The sequence below is a fragment of the Acinetobacter colistiniresistens genome (assembly GCF_000413935.1).
Lineage (GTDB): Bacteria > Pseudomonadota > Gammaproteobacteria > Pseudomonadales > Moraxellaceae > Acinetobacter > Acinetobacter colistiniresistens.
Genome location: NZ_KE340378.1, coordinates 153,176 through 168,880 on the forward strand (window position 1 = coordinate 153,176; position 15,705 = coordinate 168,880).

General features: G+C 42.9%; 14 protein-coding genes. 7 read left to right on the forward strand and 7 right to left on the reverse strand.

The window, feature by feature from the left end:
- The first annotated feature begins 44 nt into the window (after positions 1 to 44).
- Positions 45 to 758: an AzlC family ABC transporter permease gene (locus tag F907_RS14625; RefSeq protein ID WP_016651402.1), complete on the forward strand. Its 714-nt coding sequence runs from the start codon at positions 45 to 47 to the stop codon at positions 756 to 758.
- Positions 755 to 1,072: an AzlD domain-containing protein gene (locus F907_RS14620; RefSeq protein ID WP_016651403.1), complete on the forward strand. Its 318-nt coding sequence runs from the start codon at positions 755 to 757 to the stop codon at positions 1,070 to 1,072. The genes F907_RS14625 and F907_RS14620 overlap by 4 nt, the downstream gene beginning before the upstream one ends.
- Before the next feature lie 49 nt (positions 1,073 to 1,121).
- On the opposite strand, the gene F907_RS14615 is transcribed toward F907_RS14620, so the two are convergent.
- Entirely contained in the window at positions 1,122 to 1,877 is a 756-nt protein-coding gene (locus tag F907_RS14615; protein WP_032861821.1) for an SDR family oxidoreductase, read from the reverse strand.
- Positions 1,878 to 1,984: 107 nt separating this feature from the next.
- On the opposite strand from F907_RS14615, the gene F907_RS14610 reads away from it, so the two are divergent.
- Positions 1,985 to 2,869: a LysR family transcriptional regulator gene (locus F907_RS14610; protein WP_016651405.1), complete on the forward strand. Its 885-nt coding sequence runs from the start codon at positions 1,985 to 1,987 to the stop codon at positions 2,867 to 2,869.
- A 50-nt stretch (positions 2,870 to 2,919) separates the two neighbouring features.
- On the opposite strand, the gene F907_RS14605 is transcribed toward F907_RS14610, so the two are convergent.
- On the reverse strand, positions 2,920 to 4,227 hold the full coding sequence (locus F907_RS14605; protein ID WP_005275744.1) for a CitMHS family transporter: 1,308 nt from the start codon (positions 4,225 to 4,227) through the stop codon (positions 2,920 to 2,922).
- 401 nt (positions 4,228 to 4,628) lie between these two features.
- Between F907_RS14605 and F907_RS14600 the strand changes: the two genes are divergently transcribed.
- On the forward strand, positions 4,629 to 5,390 hold the full coding sequence (locus F907_RS14600) for an HD domain-containing protein (protein ID WP_016651406.1): 762 nt from the start codon (positions 4,629 to 4,631) through the stop codon (positions 5,388 to 5,390).
- Positions 5,391 to 5,456: 66 nt separating this feature from the next.
- Here the strand turns inward: F907_RS14600 and F907_RS14595 are convergent, their stop codons facing one another.
- Positions 5,457 to 6,749, reverse strand: a complete 1,293-nt coding sequence (locus F907_RS14595) for an MFS transporter (protein ID WP_005275746.1) — start codon at positions 6,747 to 6,749, stop codon at positions 5,457 to 5,459.
- 559 nt (positions 6,750 to 7,308) lie between these two features.
- On the opposite strand from F907_RS14595, the gene F907_RS14590 reads away from it, so the two are divergent.
- Both F907_RS14590 and F907_RS14585 read left to right on the forward strand, forming a co-directional pair.
- A complete protein-coding gene (locus F907_RS14590; RefSeq protein ID WP_032861776.1) occupies positions 7,309 to 8,856 on the forward strand; it encodes an esterase-like activity of phytase family protein in 1,548 nt (515 codons plus the stop codon).
- 61 nt (positions 8,857 to 8,917) lie between these two features.
- Positions 8,918 to 9,799 carry a hypothetical protein gene (locus F907_RS14585; protein WP_016651408.1) on the forward strand — a complete coding sequence of 294 codons (882 nt, stop codon included), beginning with the start codon at positions 8,918 to 8,920 and terminating at the stop codon, positions 9,797 to 9,799.
- Between the two features lie 47 nt (positions 9,800 to 9,846).
- On the opposite strand, the gene F907_RS14580 is transcribed toward F907_RS14585, so the two are convergent.
- Positions 9,847 to 10,734: an SDR family NAD(P)-dependent oxidoreductase gene (locus F907_RS14580; RefSeq protein WP_016651409.1), complete on the reverse strand. Its 888-nt coding sequence runs from the start codon at positions 10,732 to 10,734 to the stop codon at positions 9,847 to 9,849.
- 248 nt (positions 10,735 to 10,982) lie between these two features.
- Positions 10,983 to 12,260, reverse strand: coding sequence for an O-acetylhomoserine aminocarboxypropyltransferase/cysteine synthase family protein (locus F907_RS14575; protein ID WP_005238315.1), 1,278 nt, complete (start codon positions 12,258 to 12,260; stop codon positions 10,983 to 10,985).
- Between the two features lie 301 nt (positions 12,261 to 12,561).
- Between F907_RS14575 and ettA the strand changes: the two genes are divergently transcribed.
- Positions 12,562 to 14,223, forward strand: a complete 1,662-nt coding sequence (gene ettA, locus F907_RS14570; protein WP_005275755.1) for an energy-dependent translational throttle protein EttA — start codon at positions 12,562 to 12,564, stop codon at positions 14,221 to 14,223.
- A gap of 38 nt (positions 14,224 to 14,261) precedes the next feature.
- Here the strand turns inward: ettA and F907_RS14565 are convergent, their stop codons facing one another.
- On the reverse strand, positions 14,262 to 14,639 hold the full coding sequence (locus F907_RS14565) for a tetratricopeptide repeat protein (protein ID WP_005275758.1): 378 nt from the start codon (positions 14,637 to 14,639) through the stop codon (positions 14,262 to 14,264).
- Between the two features lie 305 nt (positions 14,640 to 14,944).
- Positions 14,945 to 15,637 (reverse strand): YidX family protein, encoded by a 693-nt coding sequence (locus F907_RS14560; protein ID WP_016651411.1) that lies wholly within the window; start codon positions 15,635 to 15,637, stop codon positions 14,945 to 14,947.
- Positions 15,638 to 15,705: the final 68 nt, after the last annotated feature.

Here is a 15,705-nt window from a genome sequence, read left to right on the forward strand (position 1 = left end):
TTTTGGCATAGTCAGCTGATCTAGTATGAAAAATTGTGATGTTGATGTTAAGTGAGACCATAACAGATAACACGCCAATGACCGCATCTCGGGCATTTTTAAACGGTGTGATTAAAATACTGCCTCTATGCTTCGCAGTTCTACCTTGGGGTTTGCTTGCGGGCTCCATGGCGATACAGGCGGGACTAACCACCCTACAAGCGATTGGTATGTCGGCTTTGGTTTTTGCTGGTGCGGCGCAATTGATGACCTTAGGTTTGGTGATGGCTGGAACGCCTGCACTCACGATTATCATTTCCGTATTCCTGATCACCACCCAGCATTATTTATATGCGCTGTATTTACGTGAAGACATTGCCAAACAGCCATTAAAGCATCGTTTACTGTTGGGCTTTTTACTGACGGATGAGCTGTTCGCGGTCAGTATTAAAAAGCAGCCGCATTATATTTACTATTTATTGGGAGCAGGCAGTTGCTTCTATCTGTGTTGGGTACTGTTTAGCGTCTGCGGGATCCTGTTGGCGGCCTCTGTGCCAAATCTGGATCAATACCATCTGGATTTTTCCATTGTTGCCACCTTTATTGCGATTGTGATTCCTTTTATTAAAAACCTGAATACCTTGGTGGGTGTGTTGGTCTCTGTGGGTTTAACCTTGGTTTTCCTGAGCTTGGGCATCAAAAGTGCTGCGATCTTGGCGGGCGTGATTGGAATGTTGACGGCCACCTGTTTACAGAATCTTCGGGAGCGTACAGCATGAGTTGGTCTCTTCTGGTTCTTCTGGCAATCGTGGTGTTTATGAATCGCTATATGCTGCTGGAACCGAATATCCCTTTACGGCTACCGAAATGGTTTCAGCAATCGTTGCAATATTCTGCACCGTGTTTGTTGACTGCGATTGCGACCCCGATTGTGTTTATGGATGAGCAGGGTAGCTTTCGTGAGACTTTATTGAACCCGTATTTTCTGGCCACGATTCTAACCATTGCGATTGCTTATAAGGTCAAGCATACCTTGCTGACAATTTTCCTCAGTCTGGCCTGTTTTTATGCCTTGGTATTTTGGCTGCCTTAGTCGACTTGGGCAGTGGCAATCCATGCCCAAGCATCAGTGAGCCTCACAATTAGCGTGTGGTATAACCGCCATTGGCGAAAATGGTTTGGCCTGTAATCCACCAGCCATCTGTGACTAGAAAGCGAACTAAAGGTTCAATATCTTCGATCTTGGTCAGTCCACCCAATGCGGACGCCGATTTATGGTAAGCCACCGCTTCAGGTCCCTCCTGACCATAGAAAAACGGGGTATCCATAGGCCCAGGTGCAACGGCGGTTACTGAGATACCACGCTCACCAAACTCTTTCGATGCAGCACGGGTATAGTGCTCGACGGGTGCTTTTAGACCTTCATAGGTTGAATAAAGACCTGTATAGGCGGCAAGCAGACTGGTCACGATACTACAGATTTTGCCGTTCGCATTGAGATGACGGCCAGCCGATTGAATAAAGAAATAGGCAATTTTGTTGTTGATGTCATTCATGCCATCAAATTCTTGTTCGGTGGTGTCCAGATATGGTTTTTTCAGCACCCGTCCTACAGTATTAATGGCAATATCGATGCCACCAAATTCGGCTTTGGCGGTAATAAAGAGTTGTTCGATATTTTGAATGTCAGCTAAATCGGCTTGGACCAAGATCGCTTTTGCCCCAAGTGCCTGTACGTCTTTTAAGGTTTGTTCAGCGTCGGCTTGCGTGGCAGCACTATTGTAATGAATCAATAAATTTGCGCCTTGTTCGGCAAATTTACGTGAAATTAGTCCACCAAGGTTTTTAGCACCACCGGTGATCAAGACGGTTTTTCCATTTAATTGATGTTGTGACATCGGATTGTTCTCATGTTGTTTTGGCATGAAAATTATCCTAATCCAATTTATTTGTTTGAAATAGTTGTTAGTATGGAACTGATTGTGCAAGAAAGTTGAATAATAAAATGGACAAGATTGATCGTTTAAAAATTTTCTGTTTGGTTGCAGAGAAACAGTCTTTTGCACAAGCTGCGGTACAACTCGGATTGCCGCGTTCGAACGTAACCTATGCCATACAGGCATTGGAAAAAGAATATGAAGTGCTCCTGTTTTATCGAACCACCCGTAAGGTGGCATTAACGCATGAAGGAAGTTTATTTTATGATGAGGCATTACGTCTGGTCACGCAGTTAAAAGAGTTGAATCGTTTTAAACGTCAGGCACGCAGTCAAGAGGGCACGATCAGTATCGGGATGCCAAAACGAATGGTTACACAAATTCTCCTTCCTCATTTACTTTCTTTTTATCAGCGTTATCCCAAGGTCAAAGTGCTGATCAACGGTAGTGATGATTTCTCCAATTTGATCGAACAACAGCTTGATTGTGTGGTACGTGTGGGGCAGGTGCAGGATGAGTATTTATTGATTCGGCCCATTACCCACACTCAGATCTGGACGGTGGCTTCGCCGCAATATCTGGCAGAGTTTGGTGAACCAAAGCATGTGGATAAGCTTCAGCAGCATTTCGCTGTGGATTATCATGTTGCCAAGCATTATCGTGAATTCAGTGAACTGGTCTTTCAAGAGCAACGGATCAAGCTGCCGTATCGCTTGTTGATTGAAAATACTGAAGCTTATATTCAAGCGGGTTTAGCCGGTATTGGCATCATTCAAATTCCTGAATTTGATGCGGCTGCCTATGTTCAGCAAGGCCAGTTACAACGTTTATTTATGGATATTCCAAGCTTGCAGTTACCCGTCAATATTTTATTGACGGATCGCCAATATCGTCCCAAATATCTTCAAGATTTTATTGATTGGCTCGATGAGCTATTAAAAGCCCAACTTTAGTCGGACATAAAAAAAGCATACCTGAGTATGCTTTTTGACGGTTACAACGATTAGTACAGGCCAAGCAAGAAGCCCACACCCAAGGTGAAAAAGCTAAATAACCATATCCAGCCAAATGAATAGCGCAAGTGACGTCCCATATCTGTTCCTGCCAGTCCCATAGCCAGCCAAGTGGCAGGAGAAAATGGACTGACGAAGGTCCCAGCATTATTGCCAATGGCCATGGCATAAACCACCGAGTGAGCAGAAACTCCAGCTGTGGAAGTGACTTCATGCACGATCGGGAGCAAGGCAAAATAGTAGGCATCGGTACTGGTAAATAAGTCCATTGGAACACCGAGCATCCCCACCAGAATATGTAGACTACCTACCCATGTAGTGGGCAGAATCTTGATCAGATCCAGTGCAATGGATTGCAACATACCAGATTCGGAGAGAATCCCTAAAAAAGCACCTGCAGCAAAAATAATGGCAACCATGCTAAGCGCTTGTGGCGCATGGCGGCTAATAACAGCCATTTGCTCTCTAGGTTTGGGGAAATTCACCAGTAAGACCAGCGATAAGGCAATCATAAAGACATAAGGTGCTGAGAACAGACCAAACGCAAGACAGATCACGGCGAGAATAACCAATGCAATGTTAAACCAGAACTTTTTAGGCTTTACTTCTTCTTGTGTATCTTCTGCAAGATCTGCGGCCATACAATCTTGCTCAAATGGCGTGGTGCCGAAAGCTTGGGCGGCCAAGATACGTTTTTTTTCACGAAGTCCCATAAGAACAGCAAAGCCCATCATACCGAGTACCCCAACCACCTGAACCGGGATTAGGCTACGCCAGAGTTCTGCTGCTTCAATTCCTGTAACGGCTGAGGCACGTCCTAAAGGACCACCCCACGGAACCATGTTCATCACCCCCATGCTGCCTGCCATTAGCAATAGCATCAGGTAAGGGCTCATCCCTAATTTGCGGTAAAGTGGAAGTAATGCGGGAATAATGATGAGAAAAGTGGCTGCACCTGAGCCATCCAGATGCACAACAGCCGCAATTAAAGTGGTCATGACGGCAACAATCACTACATTACCGCGTGTCATACGCACCATGCTTCGAATCATTGGATCAAAGACATGTAACTCTTTTAAAATACTAAAAAACAAAATGGCAAATAAAAACATGGTGGCCACTTTGCTGACTTTTAATAGCCCTGCTTCAAAGAAGCCAGAAATGTCGCTAATCGAAAAGCCTGCAATTAAAGCGCCAATCAGTGGAACAATGGACATAGCTACAATGGGACTGGTTTTACCAGACATCAATAGCACGACAATCGTCACAATAATTAGAATACCTATCAGCGTAAGCATTATTTACTCCCTTAAGTTGTAACCTCTTGCCATAAAAAAAGTGTTAAAAATACACTAAAAATAAAAAATTAAGCGCTGACCATTATGCATAAAAACTTAATTTAAACTTAAATTTAAGCAGGAAAATTAAACGAAAAGGCGAATAAATAGCCAGTTCATTTAAATTTTGATAAACAATAGCGATGGGTAAAATTTAAAAATACTTGATAGATAAAGAAATATTTATTCTTTTTTAGGTGCTTGCATAAAATTACCCTAATGAAAGAGGGCTATTAAATATCCGTCTTCGTCAAGATGGATTACTGCCGTACATGTGCCCAGGATAAAAGCCGTTAAAGACTTTGACTTTTTAGCACTGGATAAATTAGAGTATTTACTCTAATTTATCCAGTGAGATGAACATGTGGATTGGCCGACAAGCCTGGATGGTGCAAAGTTCGGGTGATTTATCCTTAAAAGATCGCATGGCGCTACTGCGCTATAGTCTATTGCCTGTGCTCAAACAGAGCATAAAAATGTATAGCTTGTCGCACCGTATAAGGCCTGCATCTCAGTTTCAATTGAATCTGGATGACCTAGAGCTACCCGATAGTTTAGAGGTACAACAGGCATTGGAGCTGATGCAGTCTTGTAGCGCAGAGGCTTTGCAAAATCATTGTCTGCGTACATGGTGTTATGCTGTTGCATTTGCCAAGATGCAACAATTAAAACGCGATGATGAATTGTTGGCAGTTTCGTGTTTATTGCATGATTTGGGCATGACGGAGCAATATGATCAGCATCATGCAAACTGCCGTTGCTTTGCCGGGCAAGGGGCATATGCTGCAAAAGACTGGTCGATTCAACGAGGGTGGCAACAATTACGCACAGATCAACTGTTTGACGCAATTAGCCTGCATATGAATCCTTATGTTGCATTGGATGAAGGGGTCGAGGCACATTTACTGCAACAGGCTGCCAGTTGTGATGTGATTGGCAGTCGCGGTTTTGAATTTTCCAGCCTGTTCAGACAGCAATTACAGCAGCAGTATCCGCGCTTGGATTTCAGCCAAAACATGATTGAATTTACCCAGCAGGAAGGACAAAGACGTCCAAAATCTCGGACCGCAATGTTGGTAAATAGTGGTTTCAAGCACTTGGTGAAGTTAAATCCCTATGCATGATGAGTACCGCATATAAAAAAACCACCTTTGCTTCAGCAAAAGTGGTTTGTATTTCAACGGATTGAGTTAGTGATCATGTTCCAGATATTCTGGTTTTTTCGGTAAGGCCAAGCTACAGAAGAAACAGATAATCAGCATAATAATCACGTAGACGAAGAAGGTATTTTCTATGCCTGCATCTTTGAACAATAAGGCCACAGAGGGGGCCGAACCACCAAACAAGGCATTACCGACTGCATAAGAAAAACCAACGCCCAAAGCACGGACATGCGGTGGAAACATTTCAGCTTTGACCAGACCACTGATCGAGGTATAGAAGCTCAGTAACATCATCAGGAAAATCAACAATAAGGTAATGATGACTGGCGAATCGGCAAAGCTACGCATGCCCGTGACCATCACTGGATAGATAAATATGGCGCTGAGTAAACTGAAGGCCAGCATGGATGCACGACGACCGATACGGTCTGAAAGCATACCAAATAGTGGTTGAGCCAACATAAACACAAACAAGGCAGTGGTCATGATGAAACCGACGGTTTTGCCTTCCATGCCGATATTGGTGAGATAGGTTTTTGAATAAACGGTCACCACATAGAAGGTCAGTGAACCTGCCGAGGTATAGCCCACCACCAATAAGAAGGTTTTCCAGTGCTGTTTTAGCAATGCGATTAAGCTGCCCGATTCTTCGCGCTCGGCATCTTCATGCGATAAAGTCTCTTCTAAGCGGCTTCGTGCGACTAAAGAAAGCAATGCAGCCATACCACCAATAACGAATGGAATCCGCCAGCCGCCATCATTCAACTGCTGCTCAGTCATGAAACCAAGCAAGATTACCCCAAGCAAGCTGGCCAGTAACTGCCCCCCTGACAAGGTGACATACTGGAAGGAAGCAAAGAAGCCGCGTTGTCCTTTTAAACCCAGTTCACTCATATAGGTCGCTACAGCACCATACTCACCACCAACAGAGAGACCCTGTAATAAACGAACCATGAGCAGTAAAAACGGTGCCCACATTCCGACTTGATCATAGGTCGGTAAAGCGGCAAAGAGGAATGAGCTGAGCGCCATCAAGCAAATCGAAATGACCATCGACTGCTTACGGCCCTGACGGTCAGCAATCCGTCCGAAGAGCCAGCTCCCAATTGGTCGCATAAAGAAGCTGGCACCAAACACCCCCCAAACATAAATTGCTTTGGTGGTTGGTTCCATATCTGGTGCAGTTAATGCATGCGTAAAATAAGCCGCAAAAACTGCATAAATATAGAAATCAAACCATTCAACTAGATTCCCTGATGCCGCACCGACAATACCCTTGATACGGCTTGTTCTTTCTTCCTTGCTATATGTCTGACTCATATACGTTCCTTTTCAACCAAGCAAGATTCTGTAACTGAATCTTTACAGAATGTTATATACCGCTAAAAAAGCATGAAAATGGCACTATTTTGTATGTTTTTTATGAAAACATTTTTATATGTGGAGAATAGGCGCGATTTTTTGCTAACTCTTTGACAGGAAAGCAATGTCAAAATAGTCAATATTGAGAATTTAATGTTTTTAAAAGCAACTAATTGAATTGTGGGAGGGGATAATTCTGTTCAGTAAATCATGTGGTGTTATGTACATGGATTGTCATGAAAGCATGCTGGTGAGTGTGATTTTATGATTCCGATTTAAGCCAAGGTATGCGGGTGTTGTAGCACGATTTGATCATCACGCTGAAAAATAACGGATCCAGAAAATAGGCTTGTGGACAAGGTAGCAGACTGCGTTGCTGCTTAATGCAGCAAAGCTGTGGATAAGTTTTGTTTTATACACACGTGCAATGGATGCGATTTAATGCTTATTTTTTCATCGGCTTGTCATTTTTGCTTTTTAGCATAAAGCCATCTTTTAATAATGATATTGAAAAACAATGAAAAGAACACCGCTTGTATGGATGCTTTTTGCATCAACCACCTTAATGACTGCCTGTTCAGAGGGGGATGATGGTCAAAATGGCCTCAACAGTTTGGTCAAGCAAACATCATTGGCGCTAGGTAACGATGCATGTTGGAGTGCAGGGACGCGCTTTGATAGTGGATTGGATAAAAATAGAAATGGTCAGTTAGATGCGGATGAAATCCAGCAGAGTTCGGTACAGTGTGGGCCGAATCTGTTTGCCCAAGGCAGTGTTCTGCCTTATCAAGTGTTAGGGCAGTATCAGGCAAATGGCACAACCATCGATAGCCCCTTCTCCATTCGGCAAGGTGGCTTTGGTTCAGATGTGGCGGCGCATCCAAGTAATAAAAAACAGTTTTATGCACTAACCGATCGTGGCCCAAATGCGGATTATGATGATGGGATACATGGTGCAGGTAAGATTTTTCCGATTCCCGATTATGTGCCTAAAATTGGTCTGTTCGAGGTACAGGACGATGGTTCAGTGACATTGGTCAAAACCATTTTTCTGAAAGATCGTAATGGTAAAAATATTAGTGGTATACCGAATACGGCTGCGTTGGGTGGCACAGGTGAAACTCCCTATGACATCAATGGTCGTGTGATTACGGTCGATCCCAATAAACCCTATGATCCTGTCAGCAATCCAATCAAACTGGATGATTACGGCCTAGACAGTGAAGGGCTGGCTGCTTTAAAAGATGGCACATTCTGGGTCAGTGATGAATATGGTCCACACATTGTGCACTATGATGCCAATGGGAAAGAGATCGGACGGATCAATCCGTTCCCGAATGATGCACGCAATACCTTTACTCTGCCACAAGAGTTTAGCTATCGCCGTGCCAATCGTGGTATGGAAGGCTTAACGATTACCCCAGATCAGAAAACCTTGGTAGGCATTATGCAGTCGACCATGGATTTACCGACCAAAGCGGTAAATAAGTCGACGTTGACACGTATTGTGACCATTAATCTGGAAACAGGAAAAATTGGACAATATCTCTATCGACAAGAGATTGAGGCCAATTCAAATTCTGCGATTGTGGCCATCAATGATCATGAGTTCTTGGTGCTTGAGCGTGATGGGGCTTTCTTAAAAGATGAGCCCAATATCATGAAGCATGTCTATCGGATTGATTTACGCAATGCGACCAATTTGGAAAGCGTGGTTGTACAGGGAGATATCCAGCAAGATCCAAAACTTGGTTTGACGATAGCAGGCAAAACACTGGAACAGTATGTTTTGGCACAGGGGTGGGACAAACTCCAAGCCCTAAATATTCAGCCTGTAAGCAAAACCTTGGTACTCGATATGGCGAAACGTGTCAGCTATGCACATGATAAAATGGAAGGGCTATGGCTGATTGACCAACATCATCTCGGTGTCGTCAATGACGATGACATGGGGGTATGGAAAAACAGCAAGGGGCTGGAAGCAAAATATTTAGATCAGGCGCGCACACGTATCGATGCATCGACTTTATATGTCATTGATAAGCTCAATCTTTTTAACCCATAAGATCTAGACACACATAAAACTTAGGCAGCCTTTTTTATACTGTTTTAAGGGTGGGAAGACGATGAAAATGAAGCAATGGATGTTTGGGCTGTTAGCCAGTACCATGATTTTGCCGAGTATCAGCCATGCGGCACCGAAAGTGGTGAGCCGTGAATATAAACTGCTTTTAGACCCGAATAACTTTAGCTATGTAACAGAAGCGAGCAACGTCAATAGCTATTTTGCTCAGGCAAAAACGGCTATTGAAAACAAGATTGCTCGTACTGTGACGGGCAATATGAGTCTGGATACACAGCGCGAAATCCGTTTTTATGACACACAGGGCAGTTGCCCCTTAAACAGTATGGGGTATAGCCTGAGAGAGCGGATTGAAACGGGTAAAAAAGAAGTCACGCTGAAATACCGCGGCTATGATCATTATATTACCGATTTTGAAGATCTCAGTAGCAGTGTGGCGGGGGCGAAAACCAAACTGGAAGATGATATTACCCGTAAGGACAATCTGGGCTTCTTGGTGGTTGCAAGTAAGTCCACCACTGTGCCAACCACACGGACGATCAATGATTTTGAGGATATTAATACCTTATTTTCAGGCTTTAAAAATAACTATAGTTATAGCAATAGTCAGGCACTGCAAGTGGTGAGTGGCTTAACCATTTATGAACGTAAATATGCCGGTGCAACCATTGATTTGGGGGAGTTTGATGCAGATCTGGAGCTTAGCCTCTGGTATACGCAAATGCCTTATAATGGACTAAAACCCGCAGTGGCAGAAGTTTCATTTAAATATGCAGATGGCAACGCCAATTACACCAAAAAAGTGGTCTCGCGCGCAGCCTTAAGTTTTAGTGCCTTAAAAGCGTTAACGCAATTTAATGCACCGAGTTCAACTGCGACCAAAACACAATTCGTCTATGATTATCAGCCTGGTTTTTGCCAATAGCGCATAAAAAACCTCCCAAACAGGGAGGTTTTTTAAATTTGAGCGGCTTACCAGTGTTCACCTGGGAACAAACGTGCATAGGCACGTTGGATCAGATTGAGTTTCTCTTGCTTACCGATAGAAGCCGTAGAGCTTGGGAACAAGTTATAACCAATGGACATTAAAATATTGTTGATGTCAGGTGCGATGGCATAAGTAATTGACGCAAGGCGACCTAGGTTGGTGGCAATTTTCTTTGTACGCTTCACGATGGCATAAGCAATTAAGTCTGCTGCTTCTTCTGGTGACAGCGTCGGGACATATTTATAAATCTTGGTTGGTGCGATCATTGGTGTACGGACCAACGGCATATAAATAGAGGTGATCGCAATTTTGTGTGAATGAACTTCTGCAGACAAACAACGGCTAAATGCATCCAGTGCTGCTTTAGAGGCCACATACGCCGAGAAGCGGGTTGCATTGGCCAATACACCAATCGAGCTGATGTTAATGATCTGACCATCTTTACGTTGCATCATATGCGGTAAGATATTCAGAACCAGACGGACTGCACCGAAATAATTGAGCTGCATGGTTCGTTCAAAGTCATGGAAACGATCCACGGACTCGTGTACGGCACGACGAATTGATCGACCTGCATTGTTGACCAAAATATCGATATGATCGACCGCCGCCAAAATTTCTTTTGAAACGGCATCAATCGATTCCATCTCATTCAAATCACATGGAAAAACAGAGGCTTTACCACCTTCAGCTTCGATTTCTGCTTTGACCTCATCTAACTTCTCTTTCGTACGAGCGAGCAATAAGACATGAGCACCTGCCTGAGCCAGGTATTTTGAAACCGTTAAACCAATGCCACTTGATGCACCAGTGACAATGATTGTTTTACCGTCGACTTTTTGCTGAAAAAGTTTTTTGAGTTTTGCATTCATGTAAGTGTCCTACATTAATCACGCTGTTGTGTGCAATGCTTTCTTATTGCGATTAACATTGCAATTTATTTTGGTCTAATATTAGTCTATATTTTTTGTTTGTCTAGTGTAAATATCTGAAAAATAATAGTTTTTTTAGAGTAAAAACTCTAAAATAAGATATTGTAATAGTTGAAAAAGAAATAATATTTTTAAATATTTGTATAAAAAATAAGCCCCATTTCAGGGGCTGATCGATTTCATTCAAATTAAACGTGTGCAAGGGCCTGTTCGAGATCAGCAATCAGGTCATCTACATGTTCAATCCCAATAGACAAGCGGACCAGGTCTTCACTGACGCCTGCTGACTTCAGCTCTTCGGCATTGAGTTGACGATGGGTGGTGGTGGCAGGATGGCAAGCCAGACTTTTGGCATCGCCAATGTTTACTAAGCGGGTAAATAGCTGTAATGCATCAATAAAACGGGTCCCGCCAGCCAATCCATCTTGGACGCCGAAAGACAGGATGGCAGAAGGTTTACCTTTCACATATTTTTGGGCCAAATGATGCTGTGGGTGATCGGAGAGGCCTGCATAATTCACCCATTTTACTTTGGGGTGCTGTTTTAAATATTCAGCAACCTTGATGGCATTTTCAGTATGGCGCTCCATGCGTAAGTTCAAGGTTTCCAGACCTTGTAGAATCAAAAACACGCTGAGAGGGCTAATCGCAGCGCCTGTATTGCGCAACGGCACCACACGTGCACGTGCAATATAAGCCGCTTCACCCAGTACTTCGACATAATTCACACCGTGATAGCTTGGGTCAGGCGTATTGAGCGCCTTAAAGCGTTCAGGATATTTGCCCCAAGGAAACTTGCCGCTATCGACAATCACGCCACCAATACTGTTGCCATGACCACCGATGTATTTGGTCAGTGAATGAATCACAATATCTGCACCAAATTCAAAAGGTTTGAGCAACGCAGGCGTAGCCACCGTATTATCTACGATCACAGGAACCCCGTATTCATGTGCAATCTTGGCAATCACGTCTAAGTCGATGATATTGCCGAGTGGATTACCGATCGACTCAACGAAGACCAGTTTGGTTTTATCATCAATAATTTGACGCAATGCTTCTGGGTTTTGATAATCGAAGAAACGGACTTCAATGCCTTGCTTTGGCAAGGTGTGGGCAAACAGGTTATAAGTGCCGCCATATAAGGTCGATACCGATGCAATATTGTCACCCGCTTCGGCAATGGTTTGAATCGCATATGTAATCGCAGCCATGCCAGAGGCTAAAGCCAAGGCACCAATCCCGCCTTCCAGTGCTGCAATACGCTGTTCCAGCACGGCGGTGGTTGGATTCATGATTCGGGTATAGATATTGCCCTGTACTTTGAGATCAAATAAATCTGCACCATGTTGCGTATTATCAAAGGCATAAGAAGTGGTTTGATAAATCGGCACGGCCACGGCTTTGGTGGTCGCTTCTGGTGAATATCCCGCATGAATGGCTAAAGTTTCATCTTTATAGGTCATGATTACATCATCTACGTGAGTTAAATACTGACCGAGTCTAGCGCATATTTTATCCAAAATGGTGCATAAATTTTGCGCTGTATAGCGTTTTTCGTGATATAGCGAGTTCCATAATGCCAGTAATTGTTTTAAGAAAAGTGAAATCATTCAAGCCTGTAATGTCTTGAAAAAGAAAATCTGTGCTTTGGGCTAAACAAATCCTAACTTAACTTCAAGTCAATTGGGTTTTCAGCGTATAATACGCCCGATTATTTATTCGCTTTATTTGCGATGTATTGGTTTTTCAATTGAGGAGTCCTGCGTGGCCCAATATATTTATACGATGAACCGAGTGTCGAAAATGGTTCCGCCGAAGCGCGAAATCTTAAAAGACATCTCTTTATCATTTTTCCCGGGCGCAAAAATTGGTGTGCTTGGTTTGAACGGTGCAGGTAAATCAACCTTACTCCGTATTATGGCTGGCGTAGATAAAGATTTCTCAGGTGAAGCACGTGCACAACCCGGAATCAAAATCGGCTACTTAGAACAAGAACCGCCACTTGATCCGACTAAAGACGTTCGTGGTAACGTTGAAGATGGCGTACGTGAAGCATTGGATGCTTTGGCGCGTCTTGACCAGGTTTTTGCTGAATATGCTGAACCAGATGCAGATTTCGATGCACTTGCGAAAGAGCAGGAAAAATTGGAATCGATCATCCATGCATGGGATGCACACAACCTCAATAACCAGCTTGAAATTGCTGCGGATGCATTGAACCTGCCTGCATGGGATGCAGATGTATCGCTACTTTCAGGTGGTGAACGTCGCCGTGTTGCCTTGTGCCGTTTATTGCTGTCTAAGCCAGACATGTTACTTCTTGACGAACCGACGAACCATTTAGATGCTGAATCAGTGTCTTGGTTAGAGCGTTTCTTAAAAGATTTCCCAGGTACGATCGTGGCGATTACGCATGACCGTTATTTCTTGGATAACGTGGCTGAGTGGATTCTTGAACTTGACCGTGGCATGGGGATTCCTTATCAAGGTAACTATTCTTCTTGGTTGGAACAAAAGAATGCCCGTCTAGAGCAAGAGAACAAACAAGAAGAATCTTTTGCCAAAGCATTGAAAAAAGAACTTGAATGGGTTCGTTCAAATGCCAAAGGTCAGCAAAAGAAAAACAAAGCGCGTATGGAGCGTTTTGAAGAACTTAACTCACGTGAGTTCCAACAGCGTAATGAGACCTCTGAAATTTATATTCCACCAGGTCCACGCCTAGGAAATAAAGTTGTAGAAGTTGAAGGCATCAGTAAATCATTTGATGGTCGCTTACTTTACGAAAACTTAACGTTTACTGTACCGCCTACAGCGATTGTCGGTATCGTGGGTCCAAACGGTGCAGGTAAAACCACCTTATTCCGTATGATGACTGGCGAACAACAACCAGATACGGGTACGGTGACGTTAGGTGAATCAGTTAAAGTGGCTTACGTCGGTCAGATCCGTGACACCTTAGATAACAACAAAACCGTTTGGGAAGAAGTTTCTGGTGGTTTGGATATCTTAAAAATTGGTGATTACGAAATTGCATCACGTGCTTATATCGGTCGCTTTAACTTTAAAGGCCAAGATCAGCAAAAACGTGTAGGTGAATTGTCTGGTGGTGAGCGTAACCGTTTACAGCTGGCGAAAATCTTACAGTTAGGTGCAAACGTTATCTTACTGGATGAACCATCGAACGACTTGGATATTGAAACCTTACGTGCACTTGAAGATGCAATTCTGGTCTTCCCGGGCACCGTGATGGTGGTATCGCATGACCGTTGGTTCCTTGACCGTATTGCAACGCATATCTTGTCATTTGAGAACGAACAGCCAGAATTCTACACAGGTAACTATGCAGAATATGAAGCTTATCGCCAATCTCGTTTAGGTGATGATGCCGCTCAAAAACGAACCAAGTACAAAAAAATCACAGGCTAAGGTCTGAAAAAACCAGCTTTCGAGCTGGTTTTTTTAGCTTATGAAAAAGCCAATTCACTAAATGCAGTATAGAGATAATCTTTTGCCTGAGGATGCCCTTGGTGCATTGCTCTTTCTAGCCAATATTGGGCTTTTTTATAGTCCTTATCTAGACCGAGTTCACCGTGTAAGTAACTTTCACCTAATTTAAATGCGGCATTCGCATTACCTCTTAGTGCTGCGCGTAGAAAATACCACATTGCATTTCGGTCATTAGAGGAAATGGTATAGTGATCTTCTTTATAGTGATCACTGATTGCTAAACTTTCAAAGAATTGTGCTTTATTAATTTCTCGTTCTGATTCAGGAACTGCATCATTCTCCTTCAAACTAAGGAAACATGAGCGCAACTGTTGTTTTACGATATTTAGATTCATAGCAGTCTCCTTTAGTTCAAGCTTTTTCATTATTGTGATTTGAATATAAATCTTTTTTATTAGCTTGTGTTAATTTATTTATGTATATAATGAGATTAAAATGTAAACACCGTCACATTTATTTAAACTGTTATATTAAAAAAGAAATGAAGAGGGACTATTATCCGATTTTTCTTCATATCGTGCGTCTTTATTGATTTAAATGAATGAGACTTTGTAGTCATAATAAAAGATCATACTGCTAATTTAAAAGATGAGCGAATAATGTTAACGATTCAAAAGTGAGCGTTAGCATTAAACCCAAGCTATTTATTAAAATCGCCACGCAGATCTGACCAGATTAATAGCGGTGTAACGGTAACAACATCAAAAACCATGGCTAAAGGATATAACACCATACGAGTTGCTCGTTTTACTGGATGTTTGGTGGTAATGGTTGTTTCTTGCTGTAGCCGAATAGGATAAGGCGTTGCCAATTGTTGCTGAACTTTCTGGCGGTCTAAGCCCTGATACAGCTGGCCTTTGAAAAAAACATTAATATAAGGATAAGGGGCGGTTTGCTGATTTTGAATCAAGTCAAAATTTTGTCTAAAGCCTAAAGACTTTAATAAATCTTTTTGCTTCTGATTGAGATCAACCATGCGAGTATTATATTGAATTTGTAAGACACCACGAAAATGATTTGGATCTTCCATCGTGAGAACCAAAGGAGATGCGCTGGTGAAAGATCGCTGTTGCGCTGGAATTGCATGCAGAAGTTTGAGTAGCTCAGCACTCCCATCCGTCATTAAATAATTAAAATCCTGACCAATAAACACCAGTCCTTGGCTTTGCTGGTTTTGAATGGCTTGCCCCAGTGCAATAATCTGGTCGGTTTTTAAGGTGTCGGTTTGAATACGACTGGTCTCATTGGGGAGCGCAGTTGAAAGAAGGGTGGTGGCACATCCACTGAGGCTAAGCCCCATAGCCAACAGCAAAATAGAGAAGATTTTAGACATAAAATACCTGTCAAAGAAAAATCATGGTGATCAAAGTCGACGAAAAAACTTTCTAAATCAGAGAGAAA